Annotated in this window: 16 protein-coding genes; 13 read left to right on the forward strand and 3 right to left on the reverse strand. The window is 69.1% G+C overall.

The annotated features are described in order from the left end of the window. Positions 1–70: 70 nt before the first annotated feature. From ACFTS5_RS05470 to ACFTS5_RS05505, 8 genes are read left to right on the forward strand one after another with little or no spacing between them, the layout of a single operon-like run. Positions 71–1,342, forward strand: a complete 1,272-nt coding sequence (locus tag ACFTS5_RS05470) for a hypothetical protein (protein WP_378627647.1) — start codon at positions 71–73, stop codon at positions 1,340–1,342. Next, a complete protein-coding gene (locus ACFTS5_RS05475) occupies positions 1,339–2,304 on the forward strand; it encodes a glutamate ABC transporter substrate-binding protein (RefSeq protein WP_378627650.1) in 966 nt (321 codons plus the stop codon). Before ACFTS5_RS05470 ends, ACFTS5_RS05475 begins: the two co-directional genes overlap by 4 nt. After that, on the forward strand, positions 2,301–3,473 hold the full coding sequence (locus ACFTS5_RS05480; RefSeq protein ID WP_378627653.1) for a hypothetical protein: 1,173 nt from the start codon (positions 2,301–2,303) through the stop codon (positions 3,471–3,473). Before ACFTS5_RS05475 ends, ACFTS5_RS05480 begins: the two co-directional genes overlap by 4 nt. Then, the gene (locus tag ACFTS5_RS05485; protein WP_378627656.1) at positions 3,470–5,905 is read left to right on the forward strand and encodes a tetratricopeptide repeat protein; all 2,436 of its coding nucleotides are present in this window, start codon (positions 3,470–3,472) and stop codon (positions 5,903–5,905) included. Before ACFTS5_RS05480 ends, ACFTS5_RS05485 begins: the two co-directional genes overlap by 4 nt. Further along, positions 5,902–6,912: a PP2C family protein-serine/threonine phosphatase gene (locus ACFTS5_RS05490; RefSeq protein WP_378627658.1), complete on the forward strand. Its 1,011-nt coding sequence runs from the start codon at positions 5,902–5,904 to the stop codon at positions 6,910–6,912. Before ACFTS5_RS05485 ends, ACFTS5_RS05490 begins: the two co-directional genes overlap by 4 nt. Then, the gene (locus ACFTS5_RS05495; RefSeq protein WP_378627661.1) at positions 6,909–8,198 is read left to right on the forward strand and encodes a VWA domain-containing protein; all 1,290 of its coding nucleotides are present in this window, start codon (positions 6,909–6,911) and stop codon (positions 8,196–8,198) included. Before ACFTS5_RS05490 ends, ACFTS5_RS05495 begins: the two co-directional genes overlap by 4 nt. A gap of 1 nt (position 8,199) precedes the next feature. Then, positions 8,200–8,973, forward strand: coding sequence for an FHA domain-containing protein (locus ACFTS5_RS05500; RefSeq protein WP_378627664.1), 774 nt, complete (start codon positions 8,200–8,202; stop codon positions 8,971–8,973). Between the two features lie 33 nt (positions 8,974–9,006). Next, positions 9,007–9,861, forward strand: a complete 855-nt coding sequence (locus tag ACFTS5_RS05505) for an SDR family oxidoreductase (RefSeq protein WP_378627665.1) — start codon at positions 9,007–9,009, stop codon at positions 9,859–9,861. Here the strand turns inward: ACFTS5_RS05505 and ACFTS5_RS05510 are convergent. Further along, positions 9,858–10,802: a threonine/serine dehydratase gene (locus ACFTS5_RS05510; RefSeq protein WP_378627667.1), complete on the reverse strand. Its 945-nt coding sequence runs from the start codon at positions 10,800–10,802 to the stop codon at positions 9,858–9,860. The genes ACFTS5_RS05505 and ACFTS5_RS05510 overlap by 4 nt on opposite strands. Before the next feature lie 204 nt (positions 10,803–11,006). On the opposite strand from ACFTS5_RS05510, the gene ACFTS5_RS05515 reads away from it, so the two are divergent. The 5 genes from ACFTS5_RS05515 to thpD all read left to right on the forward strand — a co-directional run bounded on the left by ACFTS5_RS05515 (position 11,007) and on the right by thpD (position 14,919). After that, positions 11,007–11,717 carry a response regulator transcription factor gene (locus ACFTS5_RS05515; protein ID WP_357369059.1) on the forward strand — a complete coding sequence of 237 codons (711 nt, stop codon included), beginning with the start codon at positions 11,007–11,009 and terminating at the stop codon, positions 11,715–11,717. 71 nt (positions 11,718–11,788) lie between these two features. Beyond that, a complete protein-coding gene (gene ectA, locus ACFTS5_RS05520; RefSeq protein WP_378627670.1) occupies positions 11,789–12,340 on the forward strand; it encodes a diaminobutyrate acetyltransferase in 552 nt (183 codons plus the stop codon). Further along, positions 12,337–13,608 carry a diaminobutyrate--2-oxoglutarate transaminase gene (gene ectB / locus ACFTS5_RS05525; protein ID WP_378627672.1) on the forward strand — a complete coding sequence of 424 codons (1,272 nt, stop codon included), beginning with the start codon at positions 12,337–12,339 and terminating at the stop codon, positions 13,606–13,608. Before ectA ends, ectB begins: the two co-directional genes overlap by 4 nt. Further along, entirely contained in the window at positions 13,605–14,009 is a 405-nt protein-coding gene (locus ACFTS5_RS05530) for an ectoine synthase (RefSeq protein ID WP_378627675.1), read from the forward strand. Before ectB ends, ACFTS5_RS05530 begins: the two co-directional genes overlap by 4 nt. Continuing rightward, positions 13,993–14,919, forward strand: coding sequence for an ectoine hydroxylase (gene thpD, locus ACFTS5_RS05535; protein WP_378627678.1), 927 nt, complete (start codon positions 13,993–13,995; stop codon positions 14,917–14,919). Before ACFTS5_RS05530 ends, thpD begins: the two co-directional genes overlap by 17 nt. Before the next feature lie 57 nt (positions 14,920–14,976). Here thpD and ACFTS5_RS05540 read toward each other — a convergent pair whose 3' ends face one another. Both ACFTS5_RS05540 and ACFTS5_RS05545 read right to left on the reverse strand, forming a co-directional pair. Beyond that, positions 14,977–15,900 carry a hypothetical protein gene (locus ACFTS5_RS05540; protein ID WP_378627679.1) on the reverse strand — a complete coding sequence of 308 codons (924 nt, stop codon included), beginning with the start codon at positions 15,898–15,900 and terminating at the stop codon, positions 14,977–14,979. Between the two features lie 237 nt (positions 15,901–16,137). Then, a complete protein-coding gene (locus tag ACFTS5_RS05545) occupies positions 16,138–17,157 on the reverse strand; it encodes a hypothetical protein (RefSeq protein WP_378627682.1) in 1,020 nt (339 codons plus the stop codon).

Consider the following 17,157-nt stretch of genomic DNA (forward strand, 5'->3'; position numbering starts at 1 on the left):
GGGCGAACTTTCAGCGGCTCCCGTACTATCGCGGTCGAAGACACCGCCCGGGGAGATGAAGGAGGACGGTGTGGGATCTCGCCTACCGGCGACCATCCGTGACGCGGGGACGTGGCTGCGGCGATTCGCCGCGACGACACCAGGTGCGATCGGGGTGGTCCTCGTCGTGACCACGGTGGCCTGTCTGGTTGCCGGATCGACGGCGGGCCGACAGCTCGATGCCAAGATCGTGCGCACCGAACAGGTGCTGGAGCGGACCGAGCCGCTGGCCTTCGCCGCGCAGAGTCTGTATGTGTCGCTCTCGGCCGCCGACGCGGGCGCCGCGACGGCGTTCCTGTCCGGCGGCATCGAATCACCGCAGGTACGAGACACCTACGAGCAGGCGCTCGCCGAGGCCGCCGCCGCGCTGGCCGAGGCGACCGCCGGCGCCACCGACGCGCAGACCAGGGCGATCGTCGCCCGCATCGCCGCCGACCTGCCGACTTACACGGGCTTGGTGGAGACCGCGCGCGCCAACAACCGTCAGGGCTTCCCGGTGGGGTCGGCATACCTGCGTCAGGCCTCGGACCTGATGCAGACATCACTTCTGCCCAATGCCGAACAACTCAGCAAGGCACGCTTCGCCGCGGTGCGCGAGGATCAGCAGCGCATCGGCGCGTTGCCGTGGACGAGCATCGTGCTCCTGTTGCTGGTCCTCGTGGTGTGCCTGGCCGGGTCGATCGTGTTGCTGCGCCGGACGAACCGCCTGGTCAATACCGGCATGGCGATGGCGGCGCTGGCCGCCCTGGTGGCGCTGCTGTGGACCGCGGGCGCCACCCTGACCGCCGCGCAATTGCTCGAGGACGGCAGTTCCGGCGCCGGAGCGCGCGTGGAGAACCTGGCAGGGGCCCGCATCCTGGCCCAGCAGGCTCGCACCGACGAAACCCTGGCCCTGATCACCCGTGGCGACATCACCGCCACGGAGAAGGCCTTCCAAACCCACAGCGGCGACCTGCGTGGGCGTCTCACCGCGGCCGGTGGCGGCGACTCCGATGCCGAACGCGCGCTGACGAATTGGAACGCGGGGCACAATGCCCAGCGCACCGCCTACGAGAAGGCCGACTATCCCGGCGCGGTGACCCAGGCGATCGGCACCGGCCCCGACAGCTCGGCCACCAGCTTCGCCCGCCTCGACCAGGAACTGCGCGACGACCTCGCCCAGGCCCGCGACGACCTGCGCGACGGTGTCGCCGCCGCCGGAACATCGTTGACCCTCAGCCCCTTCGGCACCCTGCTCCTGCTGCTGGCCGCGGCCGGCGCGGTGATCTCCGGACTCTGGCCACGACTCAAGGAGTTCTTGTGAGGCGTCCACTGCTGGTCGTGCTCGCCGCGGCCGTCACGCTGGTCGCGGGCTGTGCCGGCGCCCCCGAACCGTCGACCATCGCCGCCACCGCCGTCGCCCCGCCGTTGCCCGGCGCCGAAGCGATCACCTCGGCACCGACGGCCGAGGGCACCGGAACCTGCGATACCGAAGCGACATTGGCACCGACCACCCAGCCGCGACCGGGTGCGATGCCCGCGGGGTCGGCGATGGCCGCCATCATCGCCAACGGCAGGCTGCGGGTCGGCGTCGATCAGAACACCTACATGTTCGGGTTCCGCAACCCGTCGACCGGCAAGCTCGAGGGTTTCGACATCGACCTGGCCAGGGAGATCGCGCGCGATCTGTTCGGTGACCCGGACAAGATCGAACTGCGCTCGGTCACCGCGGCCGACCGGATCCCGCTGTTGCAGGAGAAGAAGGTCGACATGATCGTGCGCACCTTCTCGGCGACCTGCGAACGCCGCCGTGAGGTCGACTTCTCGAGCGTGTACTACCGTGCGGCGCAGCGCATCGCGGCCCCGCACGGCGCGGGCATCACCAACGGCGCCGGGCTCGCGGGCAAGCGGGTCTGCGTCGCGAAGGGCACCACCGCCGCCGCGCCGCTGTTCACGCTGCCGACCCCACCCACCGTGCTCGGCGTGACCAATTGGACCGACTGCCTGGTGGCGCTGCAGCAGGGCACCGTCGACGCGATCAGCGGGGACGAGCCGATCCTGGCGGGGCTGGTCGCCCAGGACCACAACCTCGAGGTCGTCGGCGACCCGATCGGCGCGGGCGCCTACGCGGTGGGGGTGCCGCGCGGCAGCGACGAGCTGGTGCGATTCGTCAACGGCGTGCTCGACCGCGCCCGTACCGACGGCACCTGGCAGCGGATCTACGCCCAGCACCTGTCGACTCTGGGCCCCTCGCAAGGCCCGCCGGTGCCCCGGTACGTCGGATGAGCTGGCCGATGCTCGGCGTGCTCGAGATCGATCGTGAACTGGCGGGGCGCACAGCGGAATTGGCGACGGTGACCACGACCCTGCTGGAACTGGACCGCCACCCCGGCCTGGCCCTGGTCCGCCGCTATCCGCCGACAGGGGAGACCGCGCGTCGGTGGGCGCCGGTGGAGAAGGCATTGGGCGAACTCTGGGAGGACCTGGGGCGGGTGCGCGCCATCCTCGGCGAGGCTCAGACGGTGCGTGCCGGTCGCGGCAGGGTCGACGACCGGTCGCGGGGGCGGCTCACCGAACTGCTGCGCGGTCGCCCGCACGAGGTGGCGAGGATCCCGATCCCCTTGGCGCAGCGCGGTCTGACCGGTCCCAGTGAGACCGTCGTGACAGTCGGCATCGCCGATTGCCTGGACCGGATGCGCGCCGCGTTCGCCTTCGTCGCCCCGTTCGCCGACGAGGTCGCGGCCGTCGATGAACAGGTGCTCGGTGCACTCGCCCCGCTGCAACAGCGCGTCGAGCAAGCTCGTGGCGCGCTGGACGCGGCCACCGAACCACTGTCGACGCTCTTGCGTCGCGCGGGCACCGATCCGCTCGGTTTCGGGCCGGGCGAGATCGACACCGCCCTCGCGTCGCTCACGGCGCTGATCGACACCGAATCCGCCCGCCACAGCGGCTATCTCGCCGTTGCCGCCGATCTGCCCGGCGCTGTCGCCGCCCTGCGCGCACAGCTGGCCGACCTCGGCGAACGGCAAGATCGCGCCGACGACACTGTCACCCAGGCTCAGCACAAGGTCGCGACCGGCGAGCTACCCGACGGCGGCGAACCGGCCACGAGACTGCGCACCGAACTCGACACTCTCGGCGGTACACCCGATCGGCCGACAGTGGAACATCTGCTCGCGCTGCGCGTGCGGGCAGGCGACGCTGTCGAAAAGGCCACACGGCGTGAGGAATTGGCGCGTGGTCTGCTCGATCGGCGCGCCGAACTGCGCGGCAGACTCACCGCTTACCGCGCCAAGGCCTCGCGGCTCGGGGTGAGCGAGGACCGGGATGTGCTCGCCGCCGACCGGATCGCGGCCGGTCTGCTCACCCGCACACCGTGCGATCTGGCCGCGGTCACCCGGGCCGTCGCGGACTATCGTTCGATCATCGGGGAGAAAGCGGGGCGGACAGCATGAGGTGTAGTGAACCGGGGTGCGACGGCACGATCGAGGACGGCTACTGCGCACTGTGCGGTACCGCGCCCGTCGCGAGCGCGCCACCGGTACCGCAGGCAGGCCACGCGGGCAACGGCCGATCGGGACGCACGACAGCGCAGCCGCGCAGTGCGAAACCGCAGCCGCCACCGATACCCGTGCCGGTTCCCGGCGCCTGTGGCGAACCCGAGTGCGACGGCACGATCGCCGACGGCTACTGCGACACCTGCGGTACCGCGCCGGCCACGGTGACGGGGCCGATGCACAGCCCGTCCGCGTCGACGGTCAGCGCGAGCGGGCGCACCTCGAGTCGCTCGGTCCGAACCCGGTCGGGCTCGGCGCGTTCGGCCGCGCGCGGCAGGCTCGGCGCCGGGCTCGTCGAAGTGCCGCCGGTCCCCCGCGTGGACCCGGCCACGGCAGTGCTCACCGACCCCCAGGTGCCCGAATCCGACCGCTTCTGCGGCAAGTGTGACAAGCCTGTCGGTCGCGGCCAGGCCGGTGTTCCCGGCCGTACCTCCGGGTTCTGCCCGCACTGTGGCACCCGCTACTCGTTCGTGCCCCGGCTCCGGGCAGGCGATCTCGTCGGCGGCCAGTACGAAGTGGCGGGGGCGCTGGCCCACGGTGGTCTCGGCTGGATCTATCTGGCCACCGACCGCGCCGTCAACAAACGCTGGGTGGTCCTCAAAGGCCTCATCGACACCGGCGACGCCGATGCCCTGGCCGCCGCCCTGGCCGAACGGCGTTTCCTCGCTGAGGTCGACCACCCCAACATCGTCAAGATCCACAACTTCACCGAACACGCCGACGCCGACGGCGAACCCGTCGGCTACATCGTCATGGCCTATGTCGGCGGTACCTCGCTCAAGCAGATTTTGCGCGCCCACCGCGCCGAAACCCAGCGCTACCTGCCGCCCGCGCAGGCGATCGCCTACGTGCTGGAAATGCTGCCCGCGCTCGGTTATCTGCACGCTCGCGGCTGGGCCTACTGCGATTTCAAGCCCGACAACGTGATGCAGACCGAGGAACGCCTCGAACTGATCGACCTCGGTGCGGTCATCGCGATGGACGACCGCACCAGCCCCATCTACGGCACCCTCGGCTACCAGGCGCCCGAGATCGCCGAAACCGGGCCGACCGTGGCCACCGAGATCTACACCGCGGGCCGCACACTGGCTGTGCTGATGATGCGAGTGCCCTCCGTCGACGGCAAGCTCGGCCCGATCCCCGGTCCCGAGAGCGAACCGCTACTGGCCGAGCACGATTCGCTGTACCGATTCCTGCGGCGGTCCACCGACCCCGACCCACTGGCGCGTTTCGCTTCGACGAGCGAAATGGCCGACCAGCTCACCGGTGTGCTGCGGGAGGTGCTGGCGACCGGCGACGGCATTCCACGTCCCGGCATGTCGAGCCAGTTCGGTCCCGCCCGTGCCGTCTTCGGCATCGACAGCGTCACACCCGAACCGGGCGCCCTCATCGCCGGCCTGCCCGCCCCGCTGGTCGACCCCGGCGACAGTGGTGCCGCCCTGCTGGCGACCACCGATGCCGCGACCCCGGCCGAACTCGAGCGGGCACTCACCGCCGGATTGCGCGCGGTGGTGACCGGATCGGGCGAGTCGGTCGAGATCCCGCTGCGACTGGTGCGCGCCGAGCTCGAAGCGGGTGACGCGGCTGCGGCGCTGACCCGCCTGGCCGCCTTGGACGCCGAGCTCGAATTCGACTGGCGGCCCGTCTGGTATCGAGCCCAGGCCGCCCTGCTCACCGGCGACTATGCCGATGCGGCCGCGGATTTCGAGTCGGTCTACGCGGCACTGCCCGGTGAACCCGCTCCCAAACTCGCGCTGGCGGCCGCACTGGAGCTCGGTGCCGCCGCCCGCGGCGAGCAGCCCGACACCGCAACCTTCGAGCTCGGCCGCGCGCTGGCGCTCTACGAAATGGTCTGGCGCACCGACCACACCTACCTGTCCGCCGCCTTCGGCGCCGCGCGACTGCGCCGCGCCGGCGGTGACCGCACGGGCGCGGTGGCGGTCCTCGATCAGGTCGACCGCACCTCCTCGATGTTCACCGAGGCTCGGGTCTCCGCCGTCGAAACGCTACTGACACACCGGGATCCGGCCGACCTCGACGAAGACCTGCTCCGCCGGACCGGCGAGCGGGTCGACCACTTGCGCCTCGACTCGCGCAAACGCACCGCGCAGGTGCGGATGTTCGTCCTCGAGGCGGCACTGAACTGGATCCGGTCGGGACAGCTGCCGAGTACACCAGGCAAGCTGTTGGACGTGGAATTCACCGAGCAGGGCGTGCGGACGGGATTGGAACGATGCTTGCGGACACTGGCGCGCGAGGCCGACGACATGTGGACCCGATTCGTCCTGGTGGACCAGGCGAACTCGGTGCGCCCCAGGACCACCCTGTGACGGCGCCGGGCTGTGCCGACTGCGCGGGCTCGGCGCGGGCGGGATACCGCTTCTGCGAAGGCTGCGGTCGCGAACTCGGCGTGCGCAAAGTCGCACTGCCCGTGCATGATCCGGTCGCGGTGCCGCAGTGCTCGACTTGCGGTGAACGCCGCTACGAGGGCGGCTACTGCGTCAGGTGCGGCAGCCCCAAGCCGGTCCCCGACCGTTTCGAGGAAGACCTCGGCGCGGTGTATGTCCTCACCGACCGCGGAATCAGCCACTCCCGCAACGAAGACGCGGTCGCGGCCGCGGTACGCGAGGGCGACGGCATCCGGGTGATCGTGGTCAGCGACGGCGTCTCCACTTCCCAGGATCCGCAAGCGGCCTCCGGCAATGCCGCCCGCACCGGTGTCGATGCCGCTCTGGCCGCCCTGGCCGAGGGCAGAGCCGACTCCGATGCCGCGATGGCGGGCCTGGCGGCGGCGACCGCCGCGGTGCGCGGCATGTCACGCACTCCCGAGTACGCGCCGTCGTGCACCTACGTGTCCGCGATCGTGCGCGAGACGAGCCTGGGCACCGACATCACCGTCGCCAATGTCGGTGACAGCAGGGCATTCTGGCTGGCGGCGGGCGATCCGACCGCGTCGCGCCGGCTCAGCGTCGACGATTCCTGGGCCCAGGCTCTCGTCGACGCGGGCGCCCTCGACGAGACCGCGGCGATGAACGACCCGCGCGCCCACACCCTGCTGCGCTGGCTCGGCGCCGACGGTGGCGAAGCGCCGTGGTCGGCGAACTGCCTGCAACGCATGCTCGCCACCGAACCCGGCACGCTGCTGCTGTGCAGCGACGGCCTGTGGAACTACCTGCCCGAGGCGGTCGCGCTCGCCGGCTTCACCGTCGAGACCTCGCCGCAGGCCGCCGCTCGCGCGCTCGCCGACTTCGCCCTCAACAGCGGGGGCAGTGACAACATCACGGTCGCCCTGGCTCCGGTGCCCGTTGCCGTATCGCCCGAACCAGGAGTGTCATGAGTTCCCCTGAGACAGCCGGTATCTCGATCGCCGTCGACCAGAACGAATTCCTCGCCGAAGGCGCGAGCGTGGTGGACGCGGTGCTGACGGTGACCACCGGCCCCGAACTCGCCGCCGTCGCGACACCGCCGCCGCGGCTTGAGATCCTGATCATCGACTGCTCCGGGTCGATGGGCAACAAGCGCAAATTCGAGAACGCGCGCAACGCCACCCGCACCGCGCTCGACGAGATCCCCGACGGCACCGCGTTCGCCATCATCGAGGGCACCGAGTCGGCGCGGATGATCTACCCGAGCGACAACACCCTGTCCGCCCCCGCCGACCGCGCACACCGCGCCTCGGCCCGGCGGGCCCTGGATCGGTTGCGGCCCGACGGCGGCACCGCGATGGGTTCGTGGCTGGCGCTGGCCCGCGAGGTCGCCGCCGCGCACCCCGGCGCGCAGGCGCACGCGATTCTGCTCACCGACGGCAAGAACGAACACGAGACCCCGCAGGAGCTCGCGACCGAACTCGACCGTGCCGAAGGGCTTTTCGTCTGCGACTGCCGTGGTGTCGGCGACGACTGGGTCGCCGAGGAGCTGCGCAAGATCGCGTCGAAACTGTCCGGTGACGCGAACATCGTCGCCGATCCGAAGGATCTGGCTCGTGATTTCGCCGCGATGATGCGATCCTCGGCCGCGCGCGTGATCCCGGAACTGACGCTGAAGGTGTGGACTCCGGCTGGTGCGCGGGTGCGGATGGTCAAACAGGTCTCGCCGGTGCTCGAGGATCTGACCGGGCGCCGGACCGACGTGGGCGCGCAGGTGGGGGACTACCCACTGTCGTCGTGGGCCGCCGAGGAACGCGAATATCACGTGCAGATCGAACTGGAACCGGCCGCGCCGGGCCGGGAGAAGCTGGCCGCGCGGCTGAGTGTGCTGGCCGGTGACGAGGTTCTGGGCCAGGGCCTGGTGCGCGCGGTCTGGACCACCGATTCGACCCTGTCGACCCGCATCAGTACCCGCGTGGCCCACTACACCGGCCAGGTCGAACTGGCCCAGGCCGTTCAGGAAGGTCTGGCGGCGCGCCGCAACGGCGATGTCACCACCGCGACCGCGAAGCTGCGGCGCGCGGTGGAACTGGCCGCCGCCTCCGGCCACGAGTCCACCGCCAAACTGCTGCGCGGTGTCGTCGAGGTCGAGCACGACGGCACCGTGAAGCTGCGCGGCCAGGTCGCCGCGGCCGACGAACTCGCCCTCGACATCCGCTCCACCAAGACCGCCCGGGTGCGGCCGGAGGGCGGCTGACATGCCGATGTGCGCGGACGGACACCAGTCGCGGTCGACGGACTACTGCGATGTGTGCGGATCGGCTCTGGGCGCGGCGCCCGCGCCCGACCCGGCGGCTCTGCGCCTGTGCCCGAACTGCCACGCGCCGACCAGCGGACGCTTCTGTGAAGGATGCGGCCACGACAGTGCCCTGCCGCCGCCGGCCGTGAGGTCGCCGCGTCCCGGTGACCTGCCGGACTCGGCCGACCGCGCCCGGGCCGACTTCGGCGATCCCTCGGCCGGGGGGCGGCTCGAATCGTCACGTGCGGGTGCGCATCCCGATCATCGGAGCGGGTTCGACCCCACCATGATCGCTACCGGCGCGCCGCCCGACAGCGGCCGATCCAGGGTGTGGGTCGCGCGGATCTTCGCCGACCGCGAGTTCTACGCGCGCGTCCAAGCCCGCAAGGGACCCGATGCCGAACGTGTCGAATTCCCGGATTTCTACCCCGAACGTCGAATCATCTTGCGCGGCAGCCAGTTCCTGATCGGAAAACGATCGGCCTCGCAAGGGATCGTGCCCGAGATCGACCTCGGCATCGCCCCGGCGGATATCGGCGTCTCCCGCGCCCATGCGATGATCCAGGTCGATCAGAGCGGCGCGCTCACCATCACCGACCTCGGTTCCACCAACGGAACCAGCTTGGACGGCGCCGAATCACCGATCACACCGCAGCAGGCGGTCGCACTGCGCGAAGGCAGCCGGATCCATGTCGGCGGCTGGACCACCATCGCGATCACCGCGGAACCGTAGACGCATCTGTTCACCAAACGTAGGGTCGGGACCATGACGAAGTTCGACGGGAAGACCTGCCTGATCACCGGTGCCGCCAGCGGCCTCGGCCGCGCCACGGCGTTCGCGGCCGCCGCGAAGGGGGCCTCGCTCGTCCTCACCGACATCACGGCCGACGCGCTCACCACCACCGCCGAGGAACTGCGCGCGGCCGGGGCGACGGTGCATCTCGCGCACGCGGCCGACGTCAGCGACCATTCCGCGGTCGTCGGTCTCGCCGCCCATACCTTCGAGGCCGTGAGCCATGTCGACATCGTCATGAACGTCGCGGGCATCGCCACCTGGGGCACCGTCGACAAGCTCACGCCCCAGCAGTGGCGCCGCACCGTCGACATCAACCTGATGGGCCCCATTCACATCATCGAGGAGTTCGTGCGCCCGATGATCACCGCCGGTCGCGGCGGTCACCTGGTGAACGTGTCCTCGGCGGCGGGCATCTTCGGTCTACCGTGGCACGCGCCCTACAGCGCCACCAAGTTCGGCCTGCGCGGTGTCTCGGAGGTGCTGCGGTTCGACCTGCGCCGCCACAAGATCGGCGTCAGCCTGGTCTGCCCCGGCGCGATGGCCACCCCGATGGTCGACAGCGTCGACATCGCGGGCGTCGACCGCGACAACGCGGCGCTGAACAAGGCGATCAGGCTGTTCATGCGCCACGCCGTCACCCCGGAGCAGGCGGCCACGTCGGTGATCAAGGGTGTCGAGCGCAACCGCTACTGGGTCTACACCTCCCGCGACATCCAGTTGGCCCATTGGGGTCAGCGGTACTTCCCTTACGGCTACACCTTGGCCATGCGCGGCCTGAACTCCGCGATGACCAACTACGTCGATAAGAACGCCCTGGTCCGCTAGACGAGGTCGCTGGGGTCGGTATTGGCCCCACACAGGATCACGCACACCCGTTCGCCGGGTTCGGGCCGATAGGCCGGGCCCGAACCGGTGTCGAGCAGCGCCGCCATCGCGGTGGCCGCGCCGTTCTCCACGACGATGCGATGGGAATCCCACAGCTGCTGCCTGGCCGCGCGGATCGCCTCGTCGGGCACCAACACCGACCGCACACTCGGATGCTGGGCGGCGGTCAGGGCCATCGCCGACACATTCGGGGCGCCGAGGGAATCCGCGGCGATCGAGTCGACGGTGACATCCACCGGGTGACCGGCTTCGAGCGCGGCATTCAGCGATCGACAGCCCTGTGGTTCGACGGCCACCGTGCGAATCCCGAAATGCTGTGCGGCGACCGCTGTTCCGGTGAACAACCCGCCACCACCGACAGCGACGAGCACCGTATCCAGGTCAGGGATTCGCGCGTGGATCTCGCGCATCAGCGTGCCGGCACCGGCCGCGACGAGCGGATGGTCGTAGGCGTGGGCGGCCAGCGCGCCGCTGGTCTCGGCGAACTCCCGGCACGCAGCCAGCGCCTGCTTGTACTCCGGACCGATCAGTCGAACCTCGGCGCCGTAGTCACGAAGTCGACCAATTTTGACCGGGGGAGCGGTCTCGGGCAGAAACACCGTCGCGGGCACCCCTGCCTCGCGCGCCGCCCACGCACACGCCAGCCCGGCATTGCCACCTGAGGCGATCGTCACACCCGCGTCCGGCAACGTTCCCGCGGCGGCATGCGCACGGACGAAGTTCTGCGCCCCACGCGCCTTGAAAGTGCCGGTGAACTGCAAGAACTCCAGCGCGAACCACAGCGGGTCGGGCCCTGGTCCGGCAGGTGCGACGGTGAGTGGGCGAACCAGCCCGTCGATCCGCGCCGCAGCGGCTTCGATGTCAGCAAAAGTCGGGGTCACGCCCACGACTATGCCATCGGATCGGCACCGCTGAACCGCCGATTGACCGGGCGGATTGTTACGACGGGTTTACGCCGGGGCGAGTCTGGGTACATAACAGATCGGTAACAAGCTCGAAGGCGGGTAGTCGTGTCGGTCTGGGGACGCGAAACCCCCCAGTGCACCGGCGCACGCCCGGCGTGTCAGCAAAGGATGTGCACACACATGAGCGCGAACCTGATGATCGTGGACGACGATGTCCAGATGCGCGGCGACCTGCGTCGCGCGATGGAAGACGAAGGGTATGCCGTAGCCGAGGCAGGCGTCCCTTCCGACGCCCTCGATCGGCTGCGGAACGACGGGCCACCCGATCTGATGATCGTCGACCTGATGCGCGGCGAAGCCGACGGCTTCGACTGCATCCGGGAGATCCGTCGTGACCACGACGTGCCGATCATCGTGATCAGCACCCGGTACGACACCCACGACGTGGTCGCGGCCCTGGAGGCGGGGGCCGACGACTTTGTGAGCAAGCCGTTCGAAATCAAGGAGATCACCGCCAGGATGCGCGCGCTCCGCCGCCGCGCCCGCATCACCGCCGATCGCGACACGACCCCCGAGGCCGTGCTCGACGCCGATCCGCACGCGCCACTGGTGCTGGCGGCCGACGCGGGCGCGGTGCGCCGCGGCGCCGAGGAGATCCACCTCACGGTCACCGAATTCCGGTTGCTGTGTGAACTGGCGGAGACCCCCGGTCGCGTGCTGAGTCGATCCGTACTGCTCGAAAGAGTGTGGGATCAGGGCTTTTTCGGTGACGAGCGCATCGTCGACGTCCACGTGCGGCGCCTGCGTACCAAGATCGAACGCGACCCGTCCGACCCGCGCATCGTGGTTACCGTGCGCGGTCTCGGGTATCGCCTCGACGTGCAGTCGTAGTAAACGATTCGTCATACAACCGCAAAGAGCTCGACACAAAGACCGCAAAGTCGGCTGGGCACGTTAGATATATGACAACGTCCACCATGTCCATCGAGCCGGCCGCCAGCGCGGCGGCCCCTGGTTCGGAACCGAGATTGCGTCATCCACGGCTGGGCGACGGTGCCCAGCTGTGGCGGATCGCCCGCGATTCGCAGGTACTCGACGTCAATTCCAGCTACGCGTACCTGCTGTGGTGTCGCGATTTCGCCGCAACCTCGTTGGTTGCCGAAAGTGACGGTCAGCCCGTCGGATTCGTCATCGGATATGTGCGTCCGGAAGCTCCGGACACGCTGTTCGTCTGGCAGATCGCCGTCGACGCGCAAGCTCGTGGCCGTGGCCTGGCCGCCGCCATGCTGCACGCGCTGCTCGATTCGGTTGCCGGCGCGGGCATCACCACCTTGGAAACCACGATCTCACCCGGAAACACCGCCTCGCATGCGCTGTTCTCCGCGGTGGCCCGGGAACGCGGTGCCGATTTGCGCACCGAGGACCTGTTCGAAGAAAACGATTTCCCCGATTCACACGAGGCAGAGCTGCTGTATGTGATTTCACCGGCTCAGCGCCAGGAGGAACGACGATGATCACGACCACCGACACCAGCATTTTCGAGGCCATGGAATCGAACGTGCGCGGATACTGCCGTGACTGGCCGGCCATCTTCAGCACCGCCGAAGGCGCCTGGTTGCGCGACGAGCAGGGCCGCGAATACCTCGACTTCTTCGCAGGCGCCGGCGCGTTGAACTACGGACACAACAACCCGATTCTGAAAAAGGCGCTGCTGGAATACATCGGCAGCAACGGCATCACCCACGGCCTGGACATGTCGACGGTGGCCAAGCGTGAACTGCTCGAGACCATCCGCGACAATCTGCTCTCGCCGCGTGGCCTCGACTACAAGGTCCAGTTCCCTGGCCCGACCGGCGCGAACGCCGTCGAAGCCGCGCTCAAGCTGGCCCGCAAGGTCACCGGCCGCAAGACCATCCTGAGCTTCACCAACGCCTTCCACGGCATGACCCTCGGTGCGCTGTCGGTGACCGGCAACGCCGCCAAGCGGGCCGGTGCCGGGGTGCCGCTCGAGCACTCCACCCCGATGCCCTACGACGGCTACTTCGACAACACCATCGAGGACTTCGGCTGGATGCAGCGCGTCCTCGACGACAGCTCCTCGGGCTTCGATCGCCCCGCCGCGGTGATCGTGGAGACCGTGCAGGGTGAGGGCGGCGTCAACCTGGCCCGCGCCGAATGGCTGCGTCACCTGGCCGGACTGTGCGCCGCGCGCGACATCCTGCTCATCGTCGACGACGTGCAGATGGGCTGCGGGCGCACCGGCCCGTTCTTCTCCTTCGAGATCGCCGGCATCACCCCCGACATCGTGACGCTGTCCAAGTCGATCGGTGGCTACGGTCTGCCGATGGCGCTGGTGCTGCTCAAGCCCGAGCACGACCAGTGGGCGCCCGGTGAGCACAACGGCACCTTCCGTGGCAACAACCCCGCCTTCGTCACCGCGACCGCCGCTCTGCGCGAGTACTGGTCCGATGACAAACTCGCCCAGCGCACCGCCGAGAACGGCGCCTACGTGGGCCGCACGCTCGACGCGGTCGCGCAGCGGCATGCCGGAGTGTCCACTCGTGGACGCGGCATGGTGCACGGCATCGTCTTCGACGACCCGTCGCAGGCGGGCAAGGTGTGCCGCACCGCGTTCGAACAGGGTCTGCTGGTGGAGACCTCGGGGTCGATGGACGAGGTCGTGAAACTGCTGCCGCCGTTGACGCTGGGCAGCGACGAACTCGATCAGGGCCTGTCGGTGCTGGTCTCCTCGATCGACACCGTTTGTGGCGGTGCCGCATGATCGTGCGCACCACCGAAGAGATCACCGGCACCGAACGCGATGTGGCAGGGCCGGGCTGGCGCAGCAAGCGCATCGTGCTCGGCGGCGACAAGGTCGGTTTCTCCTTCCACGAGACTACAATCGAGGCAGGCACCGTCCACCGGTTCCACTACCAGAATCACGTCGAAGCGGTGTGGCTGGTCGAGGGCGAGGGCAGCCTGCTCGATCTCGACAACCAGACAACGTACGAGCTGGGCCCGGGCTCGATGTACCTGCTCGACGGCCACGAACGTCACCAGGTCACCGCCCGCACCCAGCTGCGCATGTTGTGTGTTTTCAATCCGCCGGTCACCGGCCGCGAGGTACACGATGAGAACGGGGTGTATCCGCTGATTATCGAGGAGGATGGCGCCAGTGTCTGATCAGCTCGACCGCTACCCGACCCGGTTGTCCGAGCCGGCCCCGCATATCGAACGCACCGATCCCACGGTGTGGGGCCAGGTCACCTCGCCGGAGCTGATCGGGTTCGACGCGAACGGTTTCGCGACGATCCCCGACCTGCTCACCCCCGACGAGGTGGCCGCCTTCGGCGCCGAGGTCGGCCACCTCGCGGCCGACCCCGTGCTCTACGGCGACGAACGGGTGATCGTGGAACCCGTTGCGGGGCAAGTCCGTTCGGTGTTCCAGGTGCATCAGCTCAGCAAACCGATCGCGGAGCTGGTCGCCGAGTCGCGGATCGCCGGGCTCGCCGAGCAGATCCTCGGTTCGCCGGTGTACCTGCATCAGACCCGGGTGAACTACATGCCCGGTTTCGGTGGTAGCGGTTTCGGCTGGCATTCCGATTTCGAGACCTGGCACGCCGAGGACGGCATGCCCACCCCTCGTGCGGTGAGTCTGTCGATCGCGTTGACCGACAACTACCCGTTCAACGGCAGCCTGATGCTGATGCCCGGTTCACACCGCACCTTCGTGCCGTGCCTGGGCGAAACGCCGAGCGGTCACTATCGGGAGTCGTTGCGCGAGCAGCGAATCGGGGTCCCGACGACGGACGACGTCACATTCCTGGCCGCCCGCTACGGCATCACCCAGTTCACCGGGCGGGCCGGTTCGGCGCTGTTGTTCGACTCCAACATGATGCACGGTTCGTCGAACAACATCACTCCGTTCCCGCGCTCGAACATCTTCCTGGTGTTCAACAGCGTGGAAAACGCCCTGGTGGAGCCTTTCGCGGCTCCCCAGCGCCGCCCGCAACACATCGCCGCCCGCGATTTCACGCCCTTGCGTGAGGTTTCGGCCGAAGCCGGTGCGGTGCTGGCGGACCAGGCGCCCTAGACAGGTCGGCCACGAAGCCGCCGCCCGCGGATCACCGCGGGTGGCGGGTTTCTCGTCCTAAGGCTGTTCGGACAGGGCGGAGAGGGAGGCCGCGGCGCGTGGGTCGTCGTGGGCGGCGGCCTTCCACCATTGTTCGGCGGCGGCGCGTTCGCCTTGCTGGAGGAGCAGGGTGCCCAGGTCGTAGGCGGCGCCGCTGTGGCCTGCCTGTGCGGCTTGGGTCCAGAGGGCGCGGGCCGAGTCGTGTTCGCCGCGTTCGTGCATGGCGGTTCCCAGTTCGTGGAGGGCGCCGCCGACGCCCTGGCTGGTTCGTGGGGGCTGCGGCGGGTCGGCCGGTGCGATCGAGATTTTCGGTAGGGGAGCCGATGGTGTCGGTTCGGTGGAAGCGGCTGGGGGACTCGGTTCGACGGGGGGAGTCGAAGGGGCCGGGCTGAGCGGTGTCGTCGCCGGGTCGGTTGTGTCGAGGGGTGGTTCGGGGCGTGCCGGTTCGGCCGGGCCGGTGCTGAGTTCGACGACCAGTTCGTTGAAATCGGGTGTGCCGGGACCGGTGCTGCACCACAGGGTCGAGGCCCCGTCGGGGAGCAGGTCGACGACCATGCCGTAGTTGCCGGTCCAGGATTGGTGTGTGCCCGATTCGGCCACCCAGACGGGTGTGAGGGTGAACAGCGCGTCGGGTGCGTCCGCGGTCACCGAGATGTCGATGCCGTCGGCGAGGGCTTCGTACCAGATGTCGACGCCCGCCAGCGATTTCCCGTTCAGATTCACGTGCCCGTCGTGGACGGAGAGGCCGAGGCCGAGACCCGACACGTCCTCGGGTGCCATCACCGACAGCGCGCGCAGATGTACCGCCGTCGTTCCGGCGGGCAGCGCCTCGGTGTACATGGGATAGACCGCCGCACCGCACCATTCGATCGGATCGGCGCCGTCGTAGCGCTGATCGAGGGGGAGCGGGTCGCCGGGGCGTTGCGCGTCGGGATCGTTCATCGGTGGCACCCGCCCTTTCCGCTGTTACACCCCCTCGCGGCGCCAGACTGTCCGCGGTTGCGCGCTACACCGTACTCGTGTCTACGTGGAGTCGTGGTCGATTCACGACAAGACTGCCACTGAAAACGACAGTGCCCCTGCGACCCCGGTCGATGAGGTCCGCAACAGTGTGTCCGGATGTCGGGCAACGGGATTCGCCGGGGCCTGACCTGACTGATCAGGCGTGGTAGCGACGGCTCAGACGGCGACCGATTCGCCGATCTCTTCCTCGACCGCGGCAGGTGCGACCGGCTGGGGAGCGTGGCGTGCCTCGTACCGACCGGCCACCACGACCAGCGCCACACCCACGACCAGCCAGGCGAACAACCCGAACAGGCGGGAGCCGAACCCGGCGCCACCGTCGAAGTAGAGCAGACTGCGCAGGCCTTCGACGAAGTCGGCGCCGTTCCAGAACGAGTGCAGCGCACCGAAGAGCCCGTTCTGGAGTTCGGGCCCGTAGACGCCGCCGGAGGTGGTGAAGTTCAGCATCACGAACAGGGTGATCAGGGCGAGGGTGGTCCAGCGCTTCAAGAACGTGTGCAGGCCGATGCCGATCAGGATGATGCCCGAGGCGTAGACCCAGGCGATGGCGAACACGCTCGCGAGATCGGTGTCGATCACGCCGAACACCGGACCCGCCACCACAACGCCGATGAGGCTGACGATCAGCGCGGTCACCACACCGATCGCGGCGCGCACCCGCATCCGCAGCAGCGCGCCCGCCGCGCCGATCACCGCGACACTGCCGTACGCGCCCACGCTCAACGCGACCAGCAGGAAGAAGATGCCCTGCCCGGTCGGGTCACCGCCCGCCTTGGTCGTCACATCGGTGACCACCAGCGGCACGCCCTGATGATCCGACACCGACCGGAACGCCACCTCCGCGGCCATCGCGCCGGTATCGGAGCTCGCGGTGGCGACCAGCAGCTCCGGCCTGGTGCCGTCGGGCACATAGGCGCCGACGAGCTCGCGATTGCGCAGCGCGTCGATGGCCGCGTCGCGATCGGGCACGGTGACCATGTCGAGCCCGGCGCCGCCCTTGTCTTTCATCGTCTGTGCCAGCACCATCGTCTGCGGGGAGTCGCCGACCACGGCGAGCGCGAGATTGTTCGGCTCGGGCTGATGGAACGCGCCGAGGTAGGCCAAAGCCATGCCGAGACACATCAGCAGCGGCGTCAGCAGATGTCCGGCGACGTGCCGGAACTGGGTGCGAGTCAT

Source organism: Nocardia sp. NPDC056952 (assembly GCF_042674185.1).
Lineage (GTDB): Bacteria > Actinomycetota > Actinomycetes > Mycobacteriales > Mycobacteriaceae > Nocardia.